Source organism: Pseudonocardia sp. TRM90224 (genome assembly GCF_021245725.1).
Lineage (GTDB): Bacteria > Actinomycetota > Actinomycetes > Mycobacteriales > Pseudonocardiaceae > Pseudonocardia.
Genome location: NZ_JAJGSX010000009.1, coordinates 276,602 through 300,148, shown reverse-complemented (window position 1 = coordinate 300,148; position 23,547 = coordinate 276,602). Strand labels below are relative to the sequence as shown.

Annotated in this window: 25 protein-coding genes; 2 read left to right on the top strand and 23 right to left on the bottom strand. The window is 72.3% G+C overall.

Annotated features, from left to right (window positions below; genetic code table 11):
* Positions 1-4: 4 nt before the first annotated feature.
* From LL648_RS17675 to uvrC, 11 genes are all read right to left on the bottom strand, one after another.
* A complete protein-coding gene (locus LL648_RS17675; RefSeq protein WP_232663670.1) occupies positions 5-751 on the bottom strand; it encodes a class I SAM-dependent methyltransferase in 747 nt (248 codons plus the stop codon).
* Between the two features lie 26 nt (positions 752-777).
* Complete coding sequence (locus LL648_RS17670; RefSeq protein WP_232663669.1) at positions 778-1,119, bottom strand: RNA polymerase-binding protein RbpA; 342 nt, start codon at positions 1,117-1,119, stop codon at positions 778-780.
* A gap of 14 nt (positions 1,120-1,133) precedes the next feature.
* On the bottom strand, positions 1,134-1,370 hold the full coding sequence (gene secG, locus LL648_RS17665; protein WP_232663668.1) for a preprotein translocase subunit SecG: 237 nt from the start codon (positions 1,368-1,370) through the stop codon (positions 1,134-1,136).
* Positions 1,371-1,497: 127 nt separating this feature from the next.
* Positions 1,498-2,286 (bottom strand): triose-phosphate isomerase, encoded by a 789-nt coding sequence (gene tpiA, locus LL648_RS17660; protein ID WP_232663667.1) that lies wholly within the window; start codon positions 2,284-2,286, stop codon positions 1,498-1,500.
* On the bottom strand, positions 2,287-3,465 hold the full coding sequence (locus tag LL648_RS17655) for a phosphoglycerate kinase (RefSeq protein ID WP_232663666.1): 1,179 nt from the start codon (positions 3,463-3,465) through the stop codon (positions 2,287-2,289).
* On the bottom strand, positions 3,462-4,475 hold the full coding sequence (gene gap / locus LL648_RS17650; protein WP_232663665.1) for a type I glyceraldehyde-3-phosphate dehydrogenase: 1,014 nt from the start codon (positions 4,473-4,475) through the stop codon (positions 3,462-3,464). The genes LL648_RS17655 and gap overlap by 4 nt, the downstream gene beginning before the upstream one ends.
* Positions 4,476-4,578: 103 nt before the next feature.
* On the bottom strand, positions 4,579-4,932 hold the full coding sequence (locus tag LL648_RS17645; protein WP_232663664.1) for a hypothetical protein: 354 nt from the start codon (positions 4,930-4,932) through the stop codon (positions 4,579-4,581).
* Positions 4,933-4,934: 2 nt separating this feature from the next.
* On the bottom strand, positions 4,935-5,918 hold the full coding sequence (whiA, locus tag LL648_RS17640) for a DNA-binding protein WhiA (protein ID WP_232663663.1): 984 nt from the start codon (positions 5,916-5,918) through the stop codon (positions 4,935-4,937).
* 79 nt (positions 5,919-5,997) lie between these two features.
* On the bottom strand, positions 5,998-7,032 hold the full coding sequence (locus LL648_RS17635) for a gluconeogenesis factor YvcK family protein (RefSeq protein WP_255685811.1): 1,035 nt from the start codon (positions 7,030-7,032) through the stop codon (positions 5,998-6,000).
* A 16-nt stretch (positions 7,033-7,048) separates the two neighbouring features.
* The gene (rapZ, locus tag LL648_RS17630; protein WP_232663661.1) at positions 7,049-7,942 is read right to left on the bottom strand and encodes an RNase adapter RapZ; all 894 of its coding nucleotides are present in this window, start codon (positions 7,940-7,942) and stop codon (positions 7,049-7,051) included.
* Positions 7,926-10,133 (bottom strand): excinuclease ABC subunit UvrC, encoded by a 2,208-nt coding sequence (uvrC, locus tag LL648_RS17625; RefSeq protein ID WP_232663660.1) that lies wholly within the window; start codon positions 10,131-10,133, stop codon positions 7,926-7,928. The genes rapZ and uvrC overlap by 17 nt, the downstream gene beginning before the upstream one ends.
* 234 nt (positions 10,134-10,367) lie before the next feature.
* Between uvrC and LL648_RS17620 the strand changes: the two genes are divergently transcribed.
* Entirely contained in the window at positions 10,368-11,099 is a 732-nt protein-coding gene (locus LL648_RS17620) for a DUF2786 domain-containing protein (RefSeq protein WP_232663659.1), read from the top strand.
* Positions 11,100-11,141: 42 nt separating this feature from the next.
* On the opposite strand, the gene LL648_RS17615 is transcribed toward LL648_RS17620, so the two are convergent.
* The 8 genes from LL648_RS17615 to rpe form a co-directional block, all read right to left on the bottom strand.
* Positions 11,142-11,852, bottom strand: coding sequence for an HAD family hydrolase (locus tag LL648_RS17615; protein ID WP_232663658.1), 711 nt, complete (start codon positions 11,850-11,852; stop codon positions 11,142-11,144).
* Between the two features lie 84 nt (positions 11,853-11,936).
* Positions 11,937-12,959, bottom strand: coding sequence for a dihydroorotate dehydrogenase (locus tag LL648_RS17610; protein ID WP_232663657.1), 1,023 nt, complete (start codon positions 12,957-12,959; stop codon positions 11,937-11,939).
* Positions 12,960-13,001: 42 nt separating this feature from the next.
* Positions 13,002-13,928: a crotonase/enoyl-CoA hydratase family protein gene (locus LL648_RS17605; protein ID WP_374112062.1), complete on the bottom strand. Its 927-nt coding sequence runs from the start codon at positions 13,926-13,928 to the stop codon at positions 13,002-13,004.
* A gap of 45 nt (positions 13,929-13,973) precedes the next feature.
* Complete coding sequence (locus tag LL648_RS17600; protein ID WP_232663656.1) at positions 13,974-14,438, bottom strand: PH domain-containing protein; 465 nt, start codon at positions 14,436-14,438, stop codon at positions 13,974-13,976.
* 29 nt (positions 14,439-14,467) lie between these two features.
* A complete protein-coding gene (ribH, locus tag LL648_RS17595; RefSeq protein WP_232663655.1) occupies positions 14,468-14,950 on the bottom strand; it encodes a 6,7-dimethyl-8-ribityllumazine synthase in 483 nt (160 codons plus the stop codon).
* 16 nt (positions 14,951-14,966) lie between these two features.
* Positions 14,967-16,271 carry a bifunctional 3,4-dihydroxy-2-butanone-4-phosphate synthase/GTP cyclohydrolase II gene (locus LL648_RS17590; protein WP_232663654.1) on the bottom strand — a complete coding sequence of 435 codons (1,305 nt, stop codon included), beginning with the start codon at positions 16,269-16,271 and terminating at the stop codon, positions 14,967-14,969.
* Positions 16,268-16,900 (bottom strand): riboflavin synthase, encoded by a 633-nt coding sequence (locus tag LL648_RS17585; RefSeq protein ID WP_232663653.1) that lies wholly within the window; start codon positions 16,898-16,900, stop codon positions 16,268-16,270. Before LL648_RS17585 ends, LL648_RS17590 begins: the two co-directional genes overlap by 4 nt.
* A 118-nt stretch (positions 16,901-17,018) precedes the next feature.
* Positions 17,019-17,702 (bottom strand): ribulose-phosphate 3-epimerase, encoded by a 684-nt coding sequence (gene rpe, locus LL648_RS17580; RefSeq protein WP_232663652.1) that lies wholly within the window; start codon positions 17,700-17,702, stop codon positions 17,019-17,021.
* An 83-nt stretch (positions 17,703-17,785) separates the two neighbouring features.
* Here rpe and LL648_RS17575 point away from each other — a divergent pair, with 83 nt between their 5' ends.
* Positions 17,786-18,187, top strand: coding sequence for a hypothetical protein (locus LL648_RS17575; protein ID WP_232663651.1), 402 nt, complete (start codon positions 17,786-17,788; stop codon positions 18,185-18,187).
* A 16-nt stretch (positions 18,188-18,203) separates the two neighbouring features.
* On the opposite strand, the gene LL648_RS17570 is transcribed toward LL648_RS17575, so the two are convergent.
* The 4 genes from LL648_RS17570 to LL648_RS17555 all read right to left on the bottom strand — a co-directional run bounded on the left by LL648_RS17570 (position 18,204) and on the right by LL648_RS17555 (position 23,487).
* Positions 18,204-19,739 (bottom strand): RsmB/NOP family class I SAM-dependent RNA methyltransferase, encoded by a 1,536-nt coding sequence (locus LL648_RS17570; RefSeq protein WP_374112061.1) that lies wholly within the window; start codon positions 19,737-19,739, stop codon positions 18,204-18,206.
* Positions 19,736-20,671: a methionyl-tRNA formyltransferase gene (locus LL648_RS17565; RefSeq protein ID WP_232663650.1), complete on the bottom strand. Its 936-nt coding sequence runs from the start codon at positions 20,669-20,671 to the stop codon at positions 19,736-19,738. The genes LL648_RS17570 and LL648_RS17565 overlap by 4 nt, the downstream gene beginning before the upstream one ends.
* Before the next feature lie 4 nt (positions 20,672-20,675).
* Entirely contained in the window at positions 20,676-21,224 is a 549-nt protein-coding gene (gene def, locus LL648_RS17560; protein WP_232663649.1) for a peptide deformylase, read from the bottom strand.
* 133 nt (positions 21,225-21,357) lie between these two features.
* Positions 21,358-23,487 (bottom strand): primosomal protein N', encoded by a 2,130-nt coding sequence (locus LL648_RS17555; protein WP_232663648.1) that lies wholly within the window; start codon positions 23,485-23,487, stop codon positions 21,358-21,360.
* Between the last annotated feature and the right edge of the window lie 60 nt (positions 23,488-23,547).

The window sequence follows — 23,547 nt, the reverse complement described above, 5'->3', positions numbered from 1 at the left end:
CTCCCTAGACGAGAACGACCACGACCTGCTCGTGGTCGAGCGTGTAGGCCTCGTACCGGAACCGCACGCCGGTCGCGGCGGCGTACTCCTGCCACGCCTTCGCCTCGTGCTGCTCCCAGCCGGGGTAGTTGAAGAACTCGTCGAAGACGATCACGCTGCCGGGGCGCAGCCGCGGCCCGACCTTCTCCAGCACGCACGCTGCCGAGCTGTACAGGTCGGAGTCGACGTGCAGCAGGTCGACGTGCTCGGGATGCTCATCGAGGAAACCGGGCAGGGTGTCGTCGAAGAGCCCGACGACCAGCTCGGCACCGGGGACCTGCGGCAGGGCGTCCACCCCGAAGGCGCCAGTGTCGAATCCGGCACGCCAGTTCTCGGGCAGCCCGGCGAACGAGTCGAACCCGTAGACCCCACCGCTGCGTGATGCCGCGATCGTCTTCAGCGTCGAACCGCTGTACACGCCGAACTCCAGCGCGAGCCCTCCGGTGGCCGGCGCGATCGACACGGCGTGGTCGAGCGTTGCGCTCGGGTGGCCGAAATGGCGGGCCTCGCGCATCTCACGCTGGACGAACCGAGCGGTCGACGTGACGGCCTCGCGTTCCGCCGCGGCGAGCGTGTCGCGGCGGTCGCGGATCTCGACCGCGCGGATCTCGTGGATCGCCCGCTCCACCTCGGCGCGGATCTCCGCACGCAGCTCGGCGGTCTGCTCGGCGCGGTGCTTGACGACGACCTCGTCGACGACCCGGTACAGCATCGCGCGCACAGCGCCGCGCAGGCCCACTAGAGCTCGCGTGACGCTCGCAGCCTGCCGAGCGCCTCCTCGAGGATGGCGGCGCCATCCGCGTCGCTGCGGCGCTCCTTCACATACGCGAGGTGCGTCTTGTAGGGCTCCGTGCGCGGCGGCGCCGGCGGGTTCTCGTTGTCCCGACCGCCGGGGAGACCGCAGCGGGGGCAGTCCCAGGAGTCGGGGATCTCCGCCTCGGCCGCGAAGGACGGGGTGGTGACGTGCCCGTTGGAGCAGTAGTACGAGATGTGCTCACGCGGCGCGGTCTCACCGCGCTCTGACTCGCCCATCGGACCGGCACCCACGCGGGTACCCCTGATCGCGTTTCCGCCTGCCATGGCCATACCTCTTCTCAGACCCCGATCTTGACGATCAGGCCGGTGCCGATGATGGCGATCAGCCAGATGGCACCGGTGAACAGGGTGAGGCGGTCGAGGTTCTTCTCGACCACGCTGGAGCCCGAGAGGCTCGACTGGACGCCACCGCCGAACAGCGTGGAGAGCCCGCCACCGCGACCGCGGTGGAGCAGGATCAACAGCACCAGCAGCACACTGGAGACGATCAGCACGATCTGCAGGGCGAGTTGCATCCCATCCTCAATCTTCGGATCTCAACACTCAGGACATCGAGGGTACCCGGATCGGGAACGCCACTTGACGGGGGTCACACCCCTGCAGCAACGTTCCCGATCCCGGCGACGCCCGTACAACCGCGTATTACGGCAGCGGCCCGCCGGCCGCGATGGCGCAGAGCTGCGCGAACTCGTCGGCATCGAGGCTCGCACCGCCGACGAGAGCTCCGTCGACGTCCTTCTCCGCGACGATCTCGCCGACGTTCTTCGCCTTCACCGAGCCGCCGTAGAGGACACGCACGGACGCGCCGATCGCCTCGCCGTACGTCGCGACGACGGTCTCGCGGATCGCGGCGCAGACCTCCTGCGCGTCGGCCGCGCTCGCGACCCGGCCCGTGCCGATCGCCCAGACCGGCTCGTACGCGATCACGAGGTTCTGCGCGTGCTGGCTCTGCACCTTCTGCAGGGCCGCGGTGAGCTGCCGCGTGGTGTGCTCCACGTGCCGGCCCTCTTCACGCACGTCGAGCCCCTCGCCGACGCACAGGATCGGCACGATGCCGTGCTTGATCGCCGCGTGCACCTTGCGGTTGACGAGCGCGTCGTCCTCGCCGTGGATCTCGCGGCGCTCCGAGTGCCCGACGACGACGTACTTGCAGTCGAGCTTGGCGAGCATCAGGCCGGACACGTCGCCGGTGTAGGCACCGGACTCGTGCGGCGAGATGTCCTGCGCGCCGTGCACCATCTTGAGCTTGTCGCCCTCGATCAGCGTCTGCACGGAGCGGATGTCGGTGAACGGCGGCAGCACCGCCACCTCGACCTTGTCGTAGTACTTCGTGGGCAACGCGAAAGCGAGTTTCTGCACCAGCGCGAGCGCCTCGAGGTGGTTGCAGTTCATCTTCCAGTTGCCGGCGATCAGCGGCATCCGAACGGCCATCTACGACTCCAGGACGGCGAGGCCGGGGAGGGACTTGCCCTCCAGGTACTCCAGCGACGCTCCGCCGCCGGTCGAGATGTGCGAGAACCCGTCCTCGGGGAGGCCGAGCGCCCGCACCGCGGCGGCCGAGTCGCCGCCGCCGACGACGGAGAAGGCCTCCGCGTCGATGATCGCCTGGGCGACCCCGCGGGTGCCCTCCGCGAACGGCGCGAGCTCGAAGACGCCCATCGGGCCGTTCCAGAACACGGTGGCCGCCTTGCCGAGCACCTCCGCGAACGCCTCGACGGACGCGGGGCCGATGTCGAGACCCTTCCACCCGTCGGGGATCGCGTCGGCGGGAACGGTGCGGGTGTTCGCGTCGGCCGAGAAGTCGTCGGCGACGACGACGTCGCTCGGCAGCTCGATCTTGCCCGACTCGAGCAGCCGGCGGCACGTGTCGATCTGGTCGCGCTCGAGCAGGGAATCGCCGACCCCGTAGCCCTGCGCGGCCAGGAAGGTGAAGCACATGCCGCCGCCGACCAGCAGCGCGTCGACCCTCGGCAGCAGCGCGTCGATCACGGCGAGCTTGTCGGAGACCTTCGAGCCGCCCAGCACGACGGTGTAGGGCCGCTTCGGCTCGGTGGTCAGCGCACGCAGCACCTCGACCTCGGCGAGCACGAGACCGCCCGCGTAGGCCGGCAGGTCCTTCGCGACGTCGTACACCGAGGCCTGCTTGCGGTGCACCACACCGAACCCGTCGGAGACGAACGCGCCGTTCTCCCCCGTCAGCGCGGCGAGCTCGCGGGCCAGCTCGGCGCGCTCGTCGTCGTTCTTCGACGCCTCGCGCGGGTCGAACCGGATGTTCTCGAGCAGCACGACGTCGCCCGCCGCGAACTGCTCGGGGAGGCCGGCTCCGAGCTCCGCCAGCCGCACCTGCGCGTTCAGCAGCTCGCCGAGGCGCGCCGCGACCGGCGCGAGCGAGAACTCCGGCTGCGGGCCGCCCTTCGGCCGGCCCAGGTGCGCGGTCACCACGACCCGCGCTCCGGCACCGGCCAGCCGCGCGATCGTCGGGACGGAGGCGCGGATGCGCCCGTCGTCGGTGATCGTGCGCTCCGCGTCGAGGGGGACGTTGAGGTCGGAGCGCACCAACACGGTGCGCCCCCGCACCCCCTCGGTGATCAGGTCGTCGAGCGTCTTCACAGCTTCGAGGCCACCAGCGCCGTGATGTCGACGAGGCGGTTCGAGTAGCCCCACTCGTTGTCATACCAGCCGAAGACCTTCACCTGGTTGCCGACGACCTTGGTCAGCGGCGCGTCGAAGATGCAGGACGCCGGGTCGGTCACGATGTCGGAGGAGACGATCGGGTCGGTGCTGTAGGTGAGGACGCCCTTGAGCGGGCCCTCGGCCGCCGCCTGGTAGGCCGCGTTGATCTCCTCGGCGGAGGCCGTCTTGCGCACCTCGACCGTGAGGTCGGTGATCGAGCCCGTGGGGATCGGCACACGCAGCGAGTAGCCGTCGAGCTTGCCCTTGAGGTGCGGCAGCACGAGACCGATCGCCTTCGCGGCACCGGTGGTGGTGGGCACGATGTTGAGCGCGGCGGCGCGGGCGCGGCGCTTGTCCTTGTGCGGCCCGTCCTGCAGGTTCTGGTCCTGCGTGTACGCGTGGATCGTGGTCATCAGACCCGTCTCGATGCCCAGCAGGTCGTCGAGCACCTTGGCCAGCGGCGCAGCGCAGTTCGTGGTGCAGGACGCGTTGGAGATGATGTCCTGCGAGCCGTCGTAGGCCGTGTCGTTGACGCCCTTGACGATGGTGATGTCCTCACCGCTCGCCGGGGCCGAGATGATGACCTTCTTCGCGCCGGCGTCGAGGTGCTTCGCAGCGGCCTCGCGCTTGGTGAAGATGCCCGTCGACTCGACGACGACGTCGACGCCGAGGTCCTTCCACGGCAGCTCGGCGGGGTCGCGCACGGCGAGGCCCTTGAAGCCCTTGCCGTCGACGAGGATCTCGTCGTCGGTCGAGGACACGCTGTAGGGCAGCCGGCCGAGGATCGAGTCGTACTTGAGCAGGTGCGCGAGGGTGGCGTTGTCGGTGATGTCGTTGACAGCCACGATCTCGATGTCGCTGGAACCTGCGGCGCGCTGTGCGTCGACCGCGCGCCAGAAGTTGCGCCCGATCCGTCCGAACCCGTTAACGCCTACCCGCACCGTCACGCTGTGCCTCCTGGATCGTCTGAACGTCTCGTGCCAAACACTAGCGTCCGCAGTTCAGGCCGTGGTCGGGAGGTTCGGAATCGATACACCTTCGGCCCAGCAGCTACCGCTCGCCGCGAGCCCGGACCTCCTGCCACGCGGCCACCAACAACGGGACCTGGGTGACCGCGTACAGGAGGTGGAACGAGTAGTGGCGCACCGACTGCTCGGGGTCGAACGGCCACACCGGCAGCGGCAGCACGCTGAGCACGCCACCGATGACCGCGTTGACCGCTGCCCAGCCGAGCAGCACCGCCGCGCCGGCCCGCCGCTGCACGCGGTGCAGCCAGAGCAGCAGCGCCGTGAACAGGCCCGGGAGCAGCGTCTCCGGGCTGAACAGGGTCTGGCCGGGCAGGTCGGCCACGTTGTGGACGACGAGCCCCAGCCAGGCGATCGCCGCCGCGGCGAGCATCGCCACGGTCAGGATTCCTCGAGCATCTCCGCCGTGACCGCCGACTCGGTATCGGGGATGCCCAGGTCGGCGGCGCGCTTGTCGGCCATGTGCAGCAGCCTGCGGATCCGGCCGGCAACCGCGTCCTTCGTCATCGGCGGGTCGGCGAGCTGGCCGAGCTCCTCGAGCGACGCCTGCGTGTGCTCGGCACGGAGCCGGCCCGCAGCCAGCAGGTGCTGCGGGACGTCGTCGCCGAGGATCTCCAGCGCCCGCGCGACCCTGGCCGCAGCGGCGACGGCCGCCCGCGCCGAGCGGCGCAGGTTGGCGTCGTCGAAGTTGGCGAGCCGGTTGGCCGTGGCCCGCACCTCGCGGCGCATGCGCCGCTCCTCCCACGCCATCACGCTCTCGTGGGCACCCATCCTGGTCAGCAGCGCGCTGATCGCGTCGCCGTCGCGCACGACGACGCGGTCGGCGCCGCGCACCTCACGCGCCTTCGCCGTCACGCCCAGCCGCCGCGCGGCTCCCACCAGCGCCAGCGCAGCCTCGGGCCCGGGGCAGGTCACCTCGAGCGCCGAGCTGCGACCGGGCTCGGTGAGCGAGCCGTGGGCGAGGAACGCACCACGCCACGCAGCCTCGGCGTCGCACACCCCACCGGAGACGACCGGCGGCGGCAGCCCGCGCACCGGACGGCCACGGGCGTCGAGCAGGCCGGTCTGCCGGGCGAGCCCCTCCCCGTCGCGGACGACCCGCATCACGTACCGCGCGCTGCGCCGCAGCCCACCAGCCGTGATGACGTGTGCCTCACAGGTGTGGCCGTAGAGCTCGTGGATGTCGCGGCGCAGCCGCCTGGCCACCGAGCCGGTGTCGACCTCCGCCTCGATCACCACGCGGCCGCCCACGATGTGCAGGCCACCCGCGAACCGGAGCAGTGCGGCCACCTCGGCGCGGCGGCAGCACGGCTTGGTGATCACGAGCCTGCTCAGCTCGTCCTTGACCGCAGCGGTCATCGCCATTGGATCGCCCTCCGCGCATTCTGCGACTCAACAACGGTCGACTCGACAACGTTCTGGGACACGAAAGTGGGAGCCATGTTCACGTCCTCCTCTCGGCGGCGTCCGGCGCGCTGGACGTGACGGGCACGTCGCGCGGGCCGGGCCTGGTGGACGTCTCGGCCAGCACCGCACCGAGCGCATCCGCCAGAGCCGCCGGATCGTGGCGGGGCACCGCAGGGTCGTCGGCGGCGGCGACCGGGGCCAAATGGACCCGACCGCCCGGGGACAGCATTGCCGCGGCCGCGCGGTGCAGCCTGTCGGGCACCGGAACTGCGGCGACGTCGGCGAGTACAGCGTCGACCCGCAATGCCGGGGCGTGCTCCGAGAGTACGGCCAGATGCTGTTCGGGTGAGAACCCGGAGGTCTCTCCCGGCTCCGGAGCGAGGTTCAGAACGATCACTCTGCGTGCTCGGCTGCCCAGCACGGCGTCACGGAGTTCAGGCACCAAGAGGTGCGGCAGCACGCTCGTGAACCACGACCCGGGACCGAGGAGCAGCAGGTCAGCGGCCCGCACGGCAGCAACGGCCTCCGCGCACGCCTGCGGCCGGTCGGGCAGCAGCCACACCCGCTGGACCTTCCCGGGGGTCGCGGCGACTGCAACCTGTCCACGAATCCGGTGCGATTGACCCGGCTCATCACCCAGACCGGTGACTTCCGCTTCGATGTCGAGCGGGTCGCAGCTCATCGGGAGCACCCGACCGCGCACACCCAGCAGTGCACCCATCTCGTCGAGCGCCGCGACGGGATCACCGAGCGTCTCCATCAAGCCGGCGAGCAGGAGGTTCCCGACGGCGTGCCCGGCGAGCGCGCCGATGCCGCCGAACCGGTGCTGGACGAGCGTGCGCCACCGGGTGCCCGGCTCGTCGTCGACGGCCAGCGCGGCCAGCGCCATCCGCAGGTCGCCCGGCGGGAGCAGGCCCAGCTCGCGGCGCAGCCGCCCGGAGGAGCCGCCGTCGTCGGCGACCGTCACGACGGCCGTCAACCGCTCGCTGAGCGTGCCGGCCGCTGCCAGGATGCGCAGCGCCGACAGCGTCGCGTGCAGGCCGTGGCCGCCGCCGAGCGCCACCGCACGCAGCCCTGTCCCGCTCACATCACTCCCGCCCCAGGTCACGGTGCGCGACGCTGACCGTGATCCCCTCGGCGCCCGCGAGCCGGCGGGAGATCTCCTCGCTGATCGCGACGCTGCGGTGCTTGCCGCCCGTGCAGCCCACCGAGACCGTCAAGTACCGCTTGCCCTCCCGCCGGTACCCGGCCCCCACCAGCCGCAACAGCTCCAGGTAGCGCGCGATGAACTCCTCGGCGCCCTCCTGGCTCAGCACGTAGTCGCGCACCTGCTCGTCGCGCCCGTTGAGCTCGCGCAGCTCGGGGATCCAGAACGGGTTCGGCAGGAACCGGACGTCCACGACCAGGTCGGAGTCCATGGGCAGGCCGTACTTGTAGCCGAACGACAGCACCGTGACCCTGGTGACCTGCTCGGCCTCGGTGCCGAACGCCCGCTCCAGCGCGGCACGCAGCTGTGGAACCGTCACGGCCGAGGTGTCGACGACGAGGTCGGCGCTCTCGCGCAGCGGGCGGAGCAGCTCGCGCTCCGCGGCGATCCCGTCGGCGAGCCGGCCGTCGCCCTGCAGCGGGTGGCTGCGCCTGACCTGCTCGAACCGGCGCACCAGCACGGCGTCGGTGGCCTCCAGGAACAACAGGCCCGGCTTGTAACCGCGCGCGTCCAGGTCCTTGATCACCGCGCCGAGGTCGGCCGAGAACGCACGGCTGCGCACGTCCATGACCACCGCGATCCGGGTGATCTCGCCGCGCGCGCGGGCGCCGAGGTCGACCATCGTGGCGATCAGCTCGGGCGGGAGGTTGTCGACGACGAACCAGCCGAGGTCCTCCAGCACCTTCGCGGCGGTGCTGCGGCCCGCCCCCGACAACCCGCTGACGAGCACGACCTGGATGCCGGCGCGCCCATTGGTGTCAACCGTCGCGCTCATCGCGCCCCCCACCAGGCTCTCCAGAGCCGTATCCGCTGTCGTGATGTCCGCCGTCGCTTCCATCGTGACTCCCCCTGTGCGCCGCGGCCCCGGGATCCGGCGCCGTCGACCGGCTCCGTGATCGGTTGCCTGATGATTGGGCTTGCCCGACTTCGCCGTGGCGCGCACCGGGGTGCGTTCCCCCGCCAGGCTGGTCCGGTTCCTCCGTACGGGTCACGCCACGCAGTGCCCCGACCACGCTCTCCGCCGTCCGCCGCCCGAACCCGGGCAACGCCGCGATCTCGTCCACCTCGGCCGCCTTGAGCTTGCGCACCGAGCCGAAGTGGCGCAGCAGCGCGCTGCGGCGGGACGGGCCGAGCCCCGGCACGCCGTCGAGCTCGGAGACCGTCATGGCCTTGGAGCGGCGCTGCCGGTGGTAGGTGATCGCGAAGCGGTGCGCCTCGTCCCGCACCCGTTGCAGCAGGTAGAGGCCCTCGCTGGTGCGCGAGAGGATCACCGGGTCGGGGTCGGCCGGCATCCAGACCTCCTCCAGGCGCTTCGCGAGACCGCAGATGGCGACGTCGGTGATGCCGAGCTCGGCGAGGACGTCGGCAGCGGCCTCGACCTGCGGCTGGCCGCCGTCGACGACCAGCAGGTTCGGCGGATAGGCGAACTTGCGCGGCCGACCGGTCTCCGGGTCGATGCCGGGGCGGTGCTCGGTCGCCTTGTCCACCACCGGCGACTCGGCTGACGGCTCGGGAGACGACTCGGCGGACGACTCGGGGGACGACTCGGCGAGGTAGCGGCGGAAGCGGCGCCGCACGACCTCCGCGATCGACGCGACGTCGCCGCCCTCAGCCCCGTCGCGGATCTCGAACCGGCGGTACTCCGACTTGCGCGCGAGGCCGTCCTCGAACACGACGAGCGAGGCGACGACGTTGGTGCCCTGCACGTGCGAGACGTCCACGCACTCGATGCGCAGCGGCGCGGAGTCGAGCCCGAGCCCGTCCTGGATCTCCTGCAAGGCGGCCGACCGCGCGGTGAGGTCGCCGGCCCTGCGCAGCTTGTGCTGGGTGAACGCCTCGGCGGCGTTGCGCGCGACGGTGTCGGCGAGCGCGCGCTTGTCGCCGCGCTGTGCCACCCGCAGCCCCACCCGCGACCCGCGCAGCCCGGAGAGCCACTCGGCCAGCGATGCCGACTCGGGCGGCAGCTCCGGGACGAGGATCTCCTTCGGCACCGGCTGGGTGGCGTCGTCGGCCGAGCTCGCGAGCGCTGCCTGCTCCCCGTAGAACTGGATGAGGAACCGCTCGACGAGCTGCGGGGTGTCGGTCGGCTCGACCTTGTCGATCACCCAGCCGCGCTGGCCCCGCACCCGGCCGCCGCGCACGTGGAAGACCTGCACCGCGGCTTCCAGCTCGTCCTGCGCGAACGCGACGACATCGGCATCGGTGCCGTCGCCGAGCACCACGGCCTGCTTCTCCATTGCCCGGCGCAGCGCGCCGATGTCGTCGCGCAGCCGGGCGGCCCGCTCGAACTCGAGCTCCTCCGACGCGATCGCCATCTTGCGCTCGAGCTGGCGCACCAGGTGGTCGGTCTTGCCGGCGAGGAAGTCGCAGAAGTCGGTGACGATGTCGCGGTGCTCCTCCTCGTCGACCCTCCCGACGCACGGCGCCGAGCACTTGTCGATGTACCCGAGCAGGCACGGCCGCCCGATCTGGCCGTGGCGCTTGAACACCCCGGCGCTGCAGGTGCGGGCGGGGAACACGCGCAACAGCAGGTCGAGGGTCTCCCGGATGGCCCACGCATGGGCGTACGGGCCGAAGTAGCGCACGCCCTTCTTCCGCGGGCCGCGGTAGACGTGCAGCCGCGGGTACTGCTCGTTCATCGTCACCGCGAGAACCGGGTAGGTCTTGTCGTCGCGGTAACGGACGTTGAAGCGGGGGTCGAACTCCTTGATCCAGTTGTACTCGAGCTGCAGCGCCTCGACCTCGGTCGTGACGACGGTCCACTGGACGTGCCCGGCGGTGGTCACCATCTGCCGCGTCCGCGGGTGCAGACCGGCGACGTCGGCGAAGTAGGAGTTCAGCCGCTGGCGGAGACTCTTGGCCTTGCCGACGTAGATGACCCGTCCGTGCGGATCTGAGAAGCGATAGACCCCTGGCGCCTCGGGAATCGACCCTGGCGCTGGGCGGTACGTGGCTGGATCTGGCATGGCTCCACCAGGGTAGGACCGGCCCCCGACACGCCGAGCCGCGGCACCGCCCGCGCGGTGTGTCTCGGCACTGGTGTAGGGAGTCCGGGGTGGGTCGACCACCCTCCGGATGGCCCAAATCCTCCGTTCGAAAAAAATCACGTGTGCGTGAGCGTCGATCCGGCCCCGGGCCGTCGCCGGGCCTGATATCAATGACTCAGTCCGAACGCACGTTCGATCCGAGGAGGGCCCGCGGTGGGCGCCGACAAGCTCGACACGGTCCGCAAGCTGCTGGCCAAGGCGGACCGTGCCGCCACGCCCGAAGAGGCGCAGATCTACACGGAGAAGGCCGTGGAGCTCATGGCCCGCCACGGGATCGACGCCGCGTTGCTGGCCGCCGCCCATCCCGGCCGCGACGAGATCGGCCAGCAGAAGATCACGGTGGGCGACCCGTACAGCGCCGGGAAGGCCCGCCTGCTCGGTTGGATCGCCGACGCGATGCGCTGCAAGGCCGTCCTCCACCAGGCCTGGGGCGGCAAGGTCGGGGCCGTCACCCTCTTCGGCTTCGCGAGCGACCGGCAGCGGGTCGAGCTGCTCTACACGTCGCTGCTGCTCCAGGTCGGAAATCAACTCGCCGCGCAGCGCCCCGCGTGGCAGGGCGAGTCCGTCGCGGCGTACCGCCGGTCGTGGCTCTACGGGTTCGCGGTCGAGGTCCGGCGCCGATTGCTCGCTGCCGAAGAGCGTGCCGAGCGGGGTGCGACGGCCGAGCACGCGGCCGCGGACGACGGCAGGACGCTCGCCGTCGTGCTGGCCGATCGCACCAGCCAGGTCGAGCGGGCCTACGCGGCGGCGTTCCCGGTGCTCGGGCAGGCCCGCCGGGCGACGCTGTCGGGCACGGGGTTCGCCGCGGGTGCAGCAGCCGGTGAGCGGGCCGATCTCGGGCACGGTGCGGTGGCCGCGCAGGCGCCGCGCGCGATCGGGGCGTGAGGCATGTCCACCACGTCCGCTGCCGCCCCTGCCGACGCTCCGTTACGCGGGGAGCGCGAGCAGCCGCTCGACCACGGCGTCGAGCCGCGGCGCGCTCACGTGTGGAGCGGCCACCACGCTCGGCACCGCGCCTTCGAGCCGCGTCGCGAGCCCGCCGATCAGCCCGGCCCGCACCGCGCCGTGCACGTCCCACGAGTGCACCGCGACCAGCGCCGTCCGGTCGATGGCGGCGTCCACCCGCCGGCTCGCCCAGTGGTACACCCGCGACGGCGGTTTGAAGGCGCCGATCTCCTCGGTGGAGAGCACTCCCCGCAGGTAGGTGCGCAACCCGGCCCGGTCGAGCGCGTCGCGCGCCACGTCCGCGGAGCCCTGCGTGAAGGCGAACGCCGGCACGCGCGCCCTGGCCAGCGCGATCAGCGCCGGCTCGACGTCGGCGTGTGGCGGCAGCTCGCTGAAGCCCTGCAGCACGTGGTCGAGCGCGTCCTCCGAGAGGCTGTGGCCCGTTGTCGTGCGCAGTGCCGCCCGCGCGACCTCCTTGAACGGGCGCACACCGCCGGCGAGGGTGAGCGCCATGCCGTCGCGTACGGTCCGCGTGAAGAAGAGCTCCCATTCGTGGCCCGGCCGGCCGACGTCGACGAACCGCGACTGCAGGGCCTCGACCTGCAACATCGTCTCGAGAACGTCGAAGAGCACCACCCGCGGCCGCCGCAGTGCGGCCCGGATGGGGTCCGGATGCCCGCCCGCGTTCACCACGTCACCACCTTGCGCGTCACCTTGCGAACCATCGACCGGCCGCTCGGAGCCTGCCGGTTCCAACGTCCGGGTGAAGATCGTCGCTCAGCGCGACGCAGCGGGTCCGCCCGGATGCGGTCTGTAGCGCCGAACGGCATTCAACACGCGCCGAACGTGCATCGCCCTGAACGGGGCCGTGAGGTAGCCGGGATAGCTGGCGAGCCAGACCGCACTGCCGAGGCTCACGGCGTCGGCACCCGCCCAGAAGTACTCCCGGCAATCGTCGACGGTGCGGATGCCGCCGGTCGCGATGAGCGGCAGCTTCACCCCGGCCTCCCGCAGTTCGGAGACCACCCGGAGGCCGATCGGCTTGATCGCGCGACCGGAGAGCCCGCCGTAGCAGTTGGCGAGCAGGGGCGCGCCGCTGCGGGGGTCGAGCCGCAGCGCCTTCACCGTGTTGATCGCGGTCAGCGCCGCCACGCCGGCCTTCGCGGCCTGCTGCGCGTTGCGGATGTAGTCGTAGTCCGGGGAGAGCTTGAGGATCACCGGGTGGTTGCTGCGCGGGACGGCCTCGTCGAGCACGTCCTGCAAGATCGTCGAGAAGTCGAAGTTGACGTTGTGGCAGGAGACGTTGAACTCGACCGCGGCGATGTCGCCCGCCGGGACGGCCGCGTTCACCTTGTCGACCAGCGTCACGAACTCCTCGGCGGAGAAGCCGCCCAGCGAGATGATCACACGCTGGTCCCGGGTGCGCGGGTAGTAGTCGCGCAGGTAGGCGTCGATGCCGACGTTGCACCAGCCGAAGGCGTTGATCCAGCCGCCGTCGACCCCGCGCAGCACGGTGGCGTAGCGCTTGAGCAGGCCTGGCAGCTCGTGCAGCGCCCAGTCCTCGCGGGTGGTGAAGTGCCCTTCCCGCGGCTCGACGGTCAGCGTGCGGGTCGTCACGGCGCCGAAGTCGGCGAGCGGCACGAAGAGCGCGATCGGGCTCATGCCGTAGAAACCGGAGCTGGAGACGCCGTAGCCGAGCAGGCTCGAGGAGGTCACCAGCCGGTTGCGCAACACGATGTCGCCGAGCCGAACGTTGCTCCCGTCGCCGGGAGTGCCTACCTGATCGCGAGCGCGCAACACGCCCACGATGCTACGGGTGCCGCCGCGCCCGAGGCGGATGGTTCACCCGTCGCGCTCGTCACGCCGGTCCGCGACCGGTGCCCATGGGCGCCGCGGCCACCACGGGTAGAAGCCCGGCATGTCGGTCGAGACCCGCTCGGGGAACGTGGCCGGGCGCTTCTCCAGGAACGCGCCGACACCCTCCAGGGCGTCGGCGGAACGGCCGCGCTCGATCATCGCGCGCGAGTCCACCCGGTGCGCCTCCATGGGGTGGTCGGCGCCCAGCATGCGCCACATCATCTGGCGGGCGAGGGCCACCGAGACCGGCGCGCTGTTCTCGGCGATCTCGCGGGCCAGCGCGTACGCCGCGGGCAGCAGCTCTTCCGGTGCGTGCAGGGATCGCACCAGCCCGCCGGCGAGCGCCTCGTCGGCGTCGAAGACCCGGCCGGTCGTCGCCCACTCGAGCGCCCGGCTGATCCCGACCACCCGCGGGAGGAACCAGCTGGAGGCGGCTTCGGGGACGATGCCGCGGCGGGCGAACACGAATCCGATCCGCGCGGTGGTCGACGCGAGCCGCACGTCCATCGGCAACGTCATCGTGGCGCCCACCCCGACGGCCGGGCCGTTGATCGCACCGATCACCGGCTTGGTGCTCTCGAAGATCCGCAGAGCCACCAGCCCGCCGCCGTCACGATCCGCGTCGGCGTCCACCGGACGCGGAGCGGTGCGCTTCTCGTAGTCGAACGTCGAACCACCCCCGGCGAGGTCGGCGCCCGCGCAGTAGGCACGGCCGGCGCCGGTCACGACCACGGCGCGCACTTCGTCGTCGGCGTCGGCCCGGTCGAACGCGGCGATCAGGTCCGCCGCCATCTGCGCGGTGAACGCGTTGAGGCGTTCGGGCCGGTTGAGCGTCACCGTCAGCACGTGATCGCTGAGCGAGGTCAGCACCTGCTCGTCGCCGGCCATGTCCTGTTCTGCCGCTGCGGTCATCGACGACCTTCCTGCCGTATGTGCTGCTGTGGTCGGCGCCGGCGGTCAGCGTGCGGCGGCGTGCAGGGCACGCAACGCCCGCATGCCTTCGACGGCTCGCGCGCCGTCCACGGCCTGCACCGCCATGACGGGGATGTACTCGTCGTCGGGGAGGTCGAGCCGCGCCCACGAGGCGCCGTCGGGGAACGCCACCCGCTGCACGTCGGCCCAGGGGTAGGTCCTCGTCATCAGGATGTTGCGCACCTCGATGCCGTTGGCGTCCGCGCGCACGCGCGGGCGGGCGACGAGCAGGAAGCCGCCCGCGATGAAGATGCCCAGCAGCACCACCGCGACCTGGTCGGCCACGGTGAAGTACACCCCGGTCGCGGTGTTGCGCAGGATCACGGCGAGCACCGCGAAGACCGCAACGACCACCACCGCGCCCACCCACGCCGCGATCAACACCTTGCGGGGGCGCAGCACCACAGCGGCGGCGCGCGCACCGCCTGCCTGGGTGTTCCCCGCGTCCACGGAGCCCTCCGTGGTCTCGTCGGCCGCGTTCACGAGGCACCCCGCAGCCCGCGCAGCACGAGCGCCGTCTGCAGTGCGGCGAGGCAGGCCTCGGAGCCCTTGTCCTCGGTGGACCCCGGCGCGCCGGAGCGCTCGACGGCCTGCTCGTGGGTGTTGCAGGTGAGCACACCGTTGCCGACCGGCGTCCGCTCGTCGAGGGCCACCCGCGTCAGCCCGGCCGTCACCGCGTCGCAGACGTACTCGAAATGCGGTGTGCCGCCGCGGATCACCACACCGAGCGCCACCACCGCGTCGTGCCTCACGGCGAGCTCCTGGCACACCACCGGCAGCTCGACGGTCCCCGGCACGCGCACGACGGTCGGGTCGACGACCCCCGCGGCCTTGGCCGTGGCCAGTGTCCGTTCGAGGAGCGTCTCGACGATGTCGGCGTGCCACGTGGTGGCCGCGATGCCGAGGCTCAACCCGCCGGCATCGAGCGATTCGACGGGTTCCGGACGTCCCTGGCCACTCATCACACTCCCCTGGTTCTCAGGTACCCGTCCCGTCGACCATCGACGGGCCCGGTGTACCGAGGTCAGGCAGATCATGGCCCATGCGGTCGCGCTTGGTGCGCAGGTACCGCAAGTTCTCCGGGCCGGCACGCACCGGCAGCGGCACGCGGCCGGTGATCGTGAGCCCGTAGCCCTCCAGCCCGGCCCGCTTGTCGGGGTTGTTCGAGAGCAGCCGCATCGAGCGGATGCCGAGGTCGACGAGGATCTGCGCACCCGTGCCGTAGTCGCGGGCGTCGGCGGGCAGACCGAGCGCCAGGTTGGCGTCGACGGTGTCGGCGCCGGCCTCCTGCAGCTGGTAGGCCTGCAGCTTGTGCAGCAGGCCGATTCCTCGGCCCTCGTGCCCGCGCATGTAGAGCACCACTCCGCGGCCCTCCGCGGCCACCGCGGCGAGTGCGGCGTCGAGCTGAGGGCCGCAGTCGCAGCGCAGCGAGCCGAGCACGTCACCGGTCAGGCATTCCGAGTGGACCCGCACCAGCACGTCCTCGCCGGTGCCTTCGGGGGTCGCGACGTCGCCGCGGACCATCGCGATGTGCTCGATGCCGTCGAGCAGCGAGTCGTACCCGTAGGCGATGAACTCACCGTGGGCCGTCGGGATCTTCGCCTGCGCCACCCGCACCACGTGCTTCTCGGTGCGCCGCCGGTAGGCGATGAGGTCGGCGATCGTGATCAGCGTGAGGTCGTGGTCGGCTGCGAAGACGGCGAGCTCGTCGCCGCGGGCCATGTCGCCCTCGTTCTTCTGCGAGACGATCTCGCAGAGCGCGCCGGCAGCCGGCAGGCCGGCGAGCCGCGCCAGGTCGACGGCGGCTTCGGTGTGGCCAGGGCGGCGCAGCACCCCACCCTCACGGGCGCGCAGCGGCAGGACGTGCCCCGGCCGCACGAGGTCGCCGGGGCCCGCCGTCGGGTCGGCGAGCAGCCGGATCGTGTGCGCACGGTCCGCCGCCGAGATGCCGGTGGTGACCCCGGCCTTGGCGTCGACGGTCACCGTGAACGCCGTGCGGAAGCTGTCGGAGTTCGTGTGGTGCATCGGCGGGAGGTCGAGACGGTCGCACTCGGCCTCGGTGAGCGCGACGCAGATGTAGCCCGAGGTGTATCGCACCATGAACGAGACGAGCTCGGGGGTGGCGCGGTCCGCCGCGAAGATCAGGTCGCCCTCGTTCTCGCGGTCCTCGTCGTCGACGACGACAACCGCCTTGCCGGCTTGGATGTCGGCGATCGCCCGCTCGATCGAGCCGTACGGGCGCTCGGCCTCACCGCTCACCGGATCGCTCTCTGGACCGCTCACTGGACCTTGGCCTCCTCGCCGGAACCACTGAGGTACCCCGCCGTCAGCCGCTCCACGTACTTCGCGACGACGTCGACCTCGAGATTGACGGTATCTCCCGGCTGCCGGAAACCGAGTGTGGTGTTCGCCAACGTCGTGGGGATGAGCGCTACGGTGAACGTGTCACTGGTCACATCGGCCACTGTCAACGAGACCCCGTCGACCGCGATCGAGCCTTTCCGCACCACATACCGGGCGAGGTCGTGCGGGAGGCTGAACACCAGCTCGTCGCTGCGGTCGGCCGGGTGGCGCGAAAGCAGTATCGCGACCCCGTCGACGTGCCCTTGCACGATGTGGCCCCCGAGCCGGCCGTCGACCGGCAGGGCCCGCTCCAGGTTCACCTTCGCGCCGGTCCGGGCCTCGGAGAGGCTCGAGCGCTTGAGGGTCTCGGGCACCAGCTCCACGGTGAAGGTGTCGCCATCGCTACCCGTGGGGTTGGTCACGGTGAGGCAGACACCGTTCACCGCGATCGAGTCGCCGTGTCGGGTGGCTTCGGTCACCGTGTGCCCCCGCACGACGAGCACCACGACCTCCGCGCTCTCCCGCACGGCGAGGATCTCGCCGATCTCCTCGACGATCCCCGTGAACATCCTCGTGCTCCTCATCCGGCTCGGCCCGGGTGACCCGGCCGCTCCACTCGTCCTATGTGCTCGAACAGCTGCAACCACGTTCGGTCGGCGATCGTTCCCGACCGCCCCGTCAGGTCGGTCAAGCCCAGCCGCGGTGCGGTGCCGCCGCGCGCACCTTGTCACGCAGAGCGCGCACCGCCTTGCCGGGATCGTCGGCCCCGTAGACCGCGGAGCCCGCGACGAAGCAGTCGACACCGGCTTCCGCCGCGGCCTCGATGGTGTCGGCGTTGATCCCGCCGTCGATCTCCACGAGCAGCGTCAAGTGGCCGGTGTCCACCATCCGGCGCGCTGCCCGCACCTTGTCGAGCACCTCGGGCATGAACTGCTGGCCGCCGAAGCCTGGTTCGACGCTCATCACCAGCAGCGTGTCGTAGTGGCGCAGCGTGTCCAGGTGCGGTTCGAGCGGCGTGCCCGGCTTGATCGACAAGCCGGCCTTCGCGCCCGCCGCGCGCAGGTCGGCCGCAAGCGCGACGGGGTCGCGCGCCGCCTCGACGTGCACCGTCACGTTGTAGGCGCCGGCCTCCGCGTACCCGATGGCCCAGCGGTCCGGGTCCTCGATCATCAGGTGGCAGTCGAGCGGCACCGACGTGGCCTTGAGCAGCGATTCGACCACTGGCAGGCCGAGTGTGAGGTTCGGCACGAAGTGGGCGTCCATCACGTCGATGTGCAGCCAATCGGCGCCGTTGCCGGGCTCCCCCGCGACGACGGCGGCCTCGTCGGCGAGCCGCGCGAAGTCGGCGGAGAGCATGCTCGGCGCGATCATGGGATGCACCCCAGCAGGCTACGCCGGGGCCTAATGGGGCTAGGGACTCGCGGTACCACTGTGACGTGCGGTTCACTCGTGCGGTGTCCGAGGGTGCGACGTTCGACCAGCAGCTCGACAAGATGCTCGCGAGCGAGCCTCCGGAGGTCGCCGCGCTGGTCCGGCAGCTGCGCGAGGTGGTGGTCGGGGCACACAGCGGGCTGCGCGAGCGGGTCAACCCGATGTGGCACGGCGTCGCCTACCACCACCCGAAGGCCGGCTACCTGTGGGCGCTGTTCCCCCGCGACGGTGGGGTCAACGTCGGCTTCGAGCTGGGCGCCGACCTCCCCGACCCGCACGGACGCCTCCTGCCGGGCCGGCGGACCAGGGACATCCGGATCGAGGTGGGCGCGGGCAGCGACGAGGAGGAGATGCTGGTCGACTACTTCGACCTCGCGCTCGACGCCGCCCTCGACCGGGCGGCCGAGTCGAAGACGCGTCGCTGAGCTGCTGGCGATCCGATCAGAGCGGGCGGCGCAGGAGCGCGACGAACATCGCGTCGGTGCCGTGGCGGTGCGGCCACAGCTGGACCGTCGGCCCGTCCCCGAGCGCCGGCACACCGGGCAGCGTCGCGCGGGCGTCGAGCTGCTCGATCTGCTTGTGCTTGCGCAGCACGCCCTTCAGCACCGCGACCGTCTCCGCCAGGTGCGGCGAGCACGTCACGTAGGCGACCACGCCGCCGGGGCGGACGTGTCGCAGCGCCGCTGTGAGCAGCTCGCGCTGCAGCTTGGTGAGGGTGGCGACGTCCTCGGGGCGGCGCCGCCAGCGGGCCTCCGGGCGGCGCCGGAGCGCACCGAGACCGGTGCAGGGCGCGTCCACGAGCACCCGGTCGAACGCCGCGTCGGGCAGGGGCGCCTCGCGGCCGTCGGCGGTGTGCACGCGCACGGGGAGCCCGTCGGTCGCACGCCGCACCAGGTCGGCCCGGTGTTCGCTCTGCTCGACGGCATCCAGCTCGCCACCGTCGAGCGCGGCCAGCCCGCCGAGCAGCACGGCCTTCCCGCCTGGCCCGGCGCAGAGGTCGAGCCAGCGGCCGGTGTCGTCGCCGAGCAGTTCGGCCCTGCTGAGCGCGAGCGCCACGAGCTGGCTGCCTTCGTCCTGCACCACGGCCAGGCCTTCGGAGATCACGTCGAGGTCGCCGATGTCGCCGCTGCCCGGCTCCAGGTGCACGCCGTACGGCGAGAACGGCGCCTCGGCGCCGCCGGTCACCAGTGCCAGCTCGGTCGCGGTGATCTCGCCGGGACGGGCGAGGAGGTGCACGGCGGGTCGGGCGTCGTCAGCAGCCAGCGCGACGGCGAGCTCGCCGTCGTCACCGTCCTCGGCGTCCTCTCCAGAGGTCCCGAGCGAATCGGCGAACGCCTGCGCGATCCAGCGCGGGTGCGCGTGGGTGAAGGCCGCGTTCCCGATCGGGTCCTCGGCCGCCGGCGGGGCGAGCTGCTCGACCCACGCCTGCTCGTCCTGCGCGCCGACCTTGCGCAGCACGGCGTTGACGAACCCGGCCGCCCGGCTGCCGGCGTCGACGCGCACCAGCTCGACCGTGGTGTCGACGGCAGCGTGGTGCGGGATGCGGGTGCGCAGGAGCTGGTAGGCGCCCAGCCGCAGCGCGTCGAGCAGCGTCGGTTCCACCCGGATGAGCGGCCGATCGGTGCATGCCTCGATGATGGCGTCGAGCAGCCCACGCGCGCGCAAGGTGCCGTAGCCGAGCTCGGTGGCCAGCGCGGCGTCCCGGTCGCGGAGATGGTGCCGGCGCAGGATCGCAGGCAGGGCGAGGTTGGCGTAGGCGTCGCGCACCCGGACCGCGGTGAGCAGCTCGAGCGCGGCCTGTCGCGAGGGGTCGAGCTCCGGCGGGCGCGGCGGCCCCACCCGCCCCCGCGGCGGTCCGGCGCCACGTCGGCCGGCCGGGCGGCCACGGCGGCCGCCGTCACCCCGTCCATCGCCCCGGCCACCACCGCGCCGCCCACCGTCGCGACCGTGCCCGCCACCACGTCCTGGGGTGGTCACGCGAACGCCTCCCCCGGCTCGATGCGCACCCCGCGCGCCCAGTCGGGGGCCGGCATCGCGCGCTTCCCGACGGGGCGCACCTCGCCGAGCTCCACCGGCGCGCCGGCGGTGCCGACGAGCACCCTGCGCTTCTCCGCGAGCACCTCGCCGGGCTTGAGCGTCGGCAGCTCGCCGGCAGGGTCGAGCGACAGCGGCCCGAGGCCGAGCCGCTCACCGCGGAACGTGGTCCACGCACCGGGGGCGGGGGTGACCGAGCGCACGAGGCGACCGACGGCGAGGGGCGGCTCGGCCCAGTCGACCTGCGCGTCGGCGGTGAGCACCTTCGGCGCGTGCGAGACGCCCTCGGCCGGCTGGGGTGCGGCGTCGAGGCTGCCGTCCTCGATCCCGTCCATGGTTGCGAGCAGCAGCTGCGCGCCGGAGAGGGCGAGCCGCCCGAGCAGCTCACCCGAGGTGTCGGTCGGCCGGATCGCCTCGGTCACCACGCCGAACACCGGGCCGGTGTCGAGCCCTTCCTCCAGGAGGAACGTCGACGCGCCGGTGATCTCGTCGCCGGCCCGCACCGCGGCCTGCACCGGGGCTGCGCCCCGCCATGCGGGCAGCAGCGAGAAGTGCAGGTTGACCCAGCCGTGGCGCGGGATGTCCAGCGCCGTGCGTGGCACCAGCGCGCCGTACGCGACGACCGGGCAGCAGTCGGGCTCCAGCGCGCGCAGGGCGTCGAGGAACTCCGGCTCGGAGGGGCGGGCCGGGGTGAGGACGGGGATGCCGGCCTCGTCGGCCAGCGTGCCCACCGGGGAGCGCTTCACCTCGCGGCCGCGGCCGGAGCGGGCATCGGGTCGCGTCACAACCGCCGCTACGGTGTGGCGCTGCGATTCCAGCAATGCCCGCAGGGCGGGCACCGCCGGCTCCGGCGTACCCGCGAAGACCAGCCGCACGTACTTACCTCGTCTTCCCGAACATCGGATGCGGGCTCACCTTGACCACCGGGGGCGGTGTGCCGAACCACTCCGCGGCGCGGATCTCGGCCATCGCCTGCTTGCGGGTCTCGGCATCGAGCCGATCGAGGAACAGTACGCCGTCGAGGTGGTCGGTCTCGTGCTGGATGCAGCGCGCGAGCAGTTCGCTGCCCTCCACCGAGATCGGTTCGCCGTGCTCGTTCCAGCCCTTCGCCACGACGTGCAGGTGGCGCTTGCATTCCCAGCTCAGCCCGGGGATGGAGAGGCAGCCCTCCGGACCGATCTGTTCCTCGTCGCCGACGACGTCGAAGGTCGGGTTGACGATGTGCCCCTCGAACCCGTCGCAGTCGTAGGTGAACACACGCAGGCTGACGCCCAGCTGCGGCGCGGCGAGGCCGGCGCCGCCCTCGTCGTGCATCGTGTCGGTCAGGTCGGCCACCAGCTTGCGCAGCTCGGCGTCGAAGGTCGTGACGGGCACGGCGGGAGTGCGCAGCACCGGGTCGCCGAACAAGCGGATGGGCTGGACGGACACAGATCTCCTCGGCTGCGGGAAGCGACGGATGCGGTTGCTCGGACTAGGAGCGCCCTGAACAACTGGGGCCCCAATCGTTCAGGACCTCCTAGAGCGACCACCCATTCTGCCACGCTCGTGCAGGCCGTTCCGATCACCCGATCTCGACGGGATCCAGTCGGACCCGCACGGGCTCGCTCGCCTTGCGCGCCGAACGGGTCGCCTGGGCTGCGTGCAGCTCGGCTGCGAGCACCCGCCCTTGCGCCCGGGGCACCCGCAGCAGCGCGCGCTCGCGCTTCTCCGCTGCGGGGTCGTCGGTCACGGGATCCAGCTCGACGGGGCCGAGCACCTCCACGGTGTCCGGCAGCGTTGCCAGCACCTCGGCGACGGCGTCGGGCACCCCGTCGAGTGCCGCCATGCGCACGGCAGGTGGGAACCCGACCTCGGCCCGTGCGGCCAGCTCCGCCGCGGCGTGCCCGGCCGGGTCCCACCGCACCAGGCCCTGCACCACGGGCAGCGCGGCATCCGCCATGACGACGACCCGGCCGCCCTCGGTGTGCGGGACGACGAGCGCTGCCGCGCCCAGCCAGCGGCGCAGCGTCTCCTCGGCCACCCGTAGGTCTGGCCGGCCGAGGAGGGCCCAGCCATCCATGAGCAGCGCGGCTCCGTAGCCGGCACCTGCACCGACCCGCGGTTCCGCGCCGGGGGTCGCGACAACGATCTCGGCGCGGGCGGAGACGCTCGTGAGCACCGGTGCGCCGCCGCCGGACGCTCGCACCGGGACACCGGGGAAGGCCCTGCCGAGTTCCTCGGCGGTGCGCCCGGAACCGATCACGCCCGCGCGCAACCGCCGGGAGCCGCACGCGGCGCACCGGAACGCCGGTTCGGCCCGCCCGCACCAGCGGCAGTGCGGCAGGGCGGGCGTCCCCTCGCGGCCATTCCCACTGCCGGTGGCCCGGCCCGGCACCCCGAGCGGACCGGCGCAGGCCCGGCAGCGGGCCGTCTCACGACAGGAGGCACACGACAACCACGGGACATATCCGGCGCGGGGGACCTGCACCAGCACGGGGCGGCCCGCCGTGATGGCGGTGCGTGCCGCCTCGAACGCGACGGCGGGCAGCCGGGCAGCCATCGCGTCGGGGTCGCGCGCGAGCTGCCCCCCGGTCTCGTCGAGGGCAACAACCCGTGGCATGACCGAGCGCACGACACCACGTTCGGCCTCGACGGCCTGCGCCCAGCCGGATTCGACGAGCAGCTGTCCTTCGGCGGTGCGCGCGAACCCCGCGACGAGCAGCGCCGCTCCCCCGGTGTGCGCACGCAGCACGAGCACGTCGCGGACGTGCGGGTACGGCGCGCGCGGCTCGGCGTGCAGGTCGTCGCCGTCGTCCCAGACGACGACGAGACCCAACTTCTCGACGGGGGCGAACACCGCGGAGCGGGTGCCGACGACAACGCGGACCTGGCCGCGGCGCACGGCCAGCCATCGGCGGTAGCGCTCGGCCGGCCCGAGGTCGGCCGCGAGCGCGACGACCGCGTCCTTGCCGAGCAGCTCCGCGCAGGCCGTGTGCAGGGCTTCGACATCACGGTGGTCGGGCACGACGAGCAGGACACCCCGCCCGGCCGAGACGGTCGCGGCGGCGGCCTCGGCGAGCCGGTCCTGCCACGTCTCGCCGGGCAGCGCCTGCCAGACCGCGTGCGCGGCCCGTCCGCCGGCCAGCGCGTCGAGCAGCGCCGGCCCGCGCGGGTAGCGGGCCCAGCCGTCACGTCCCACCTCTGCGGCGGCCGATTCGGTGACGGCCGGTTCAGCGGCGACTGCTCCTGCGGCGACTGCTCCTGCGGCGGCCCGCTGCGGTTCGGCCTCCACCTTGGCGTGCCGCGGTGGCACGGCGAGGCGCAGCACGTCGGCCATCACCCCGGCGTACCGGTCGGCGACCGCTCGGCACACAGCAGCGACGTCGGCGGTCAACGCCGGCTCCGGCGAGACGACCTTCTCGACCCACGCGAGCTTCCCACCGTGATCCGAGCCGGCAACCCGCGCGAGCAGGAAGCCGTCGACGAGCCTTCCGGCGAACCGCACGCGCAGCCGCACCCCCGGCACGGCGACGGCGTCGAGGTGCTCGGGCACGCGGTAGTCGAAGGGCCGGTCGAGGTGGGCGAGCGGGACGTCGACGGCCACCTGGGCGACCGGCAGCCGCTCCGCGGCACGCCACTCACCCCGGTTGCGCGGCGCCTTCTTCGACGCCGGTGGCGCCGCTCGAGCGGGCGCCTCTTCTCCCGCCGCCACGTGCCCTCCTCCGTCGCTGGTGGGCACACGGTCTATCAGAGACCCCCTCGCCACCGTTCA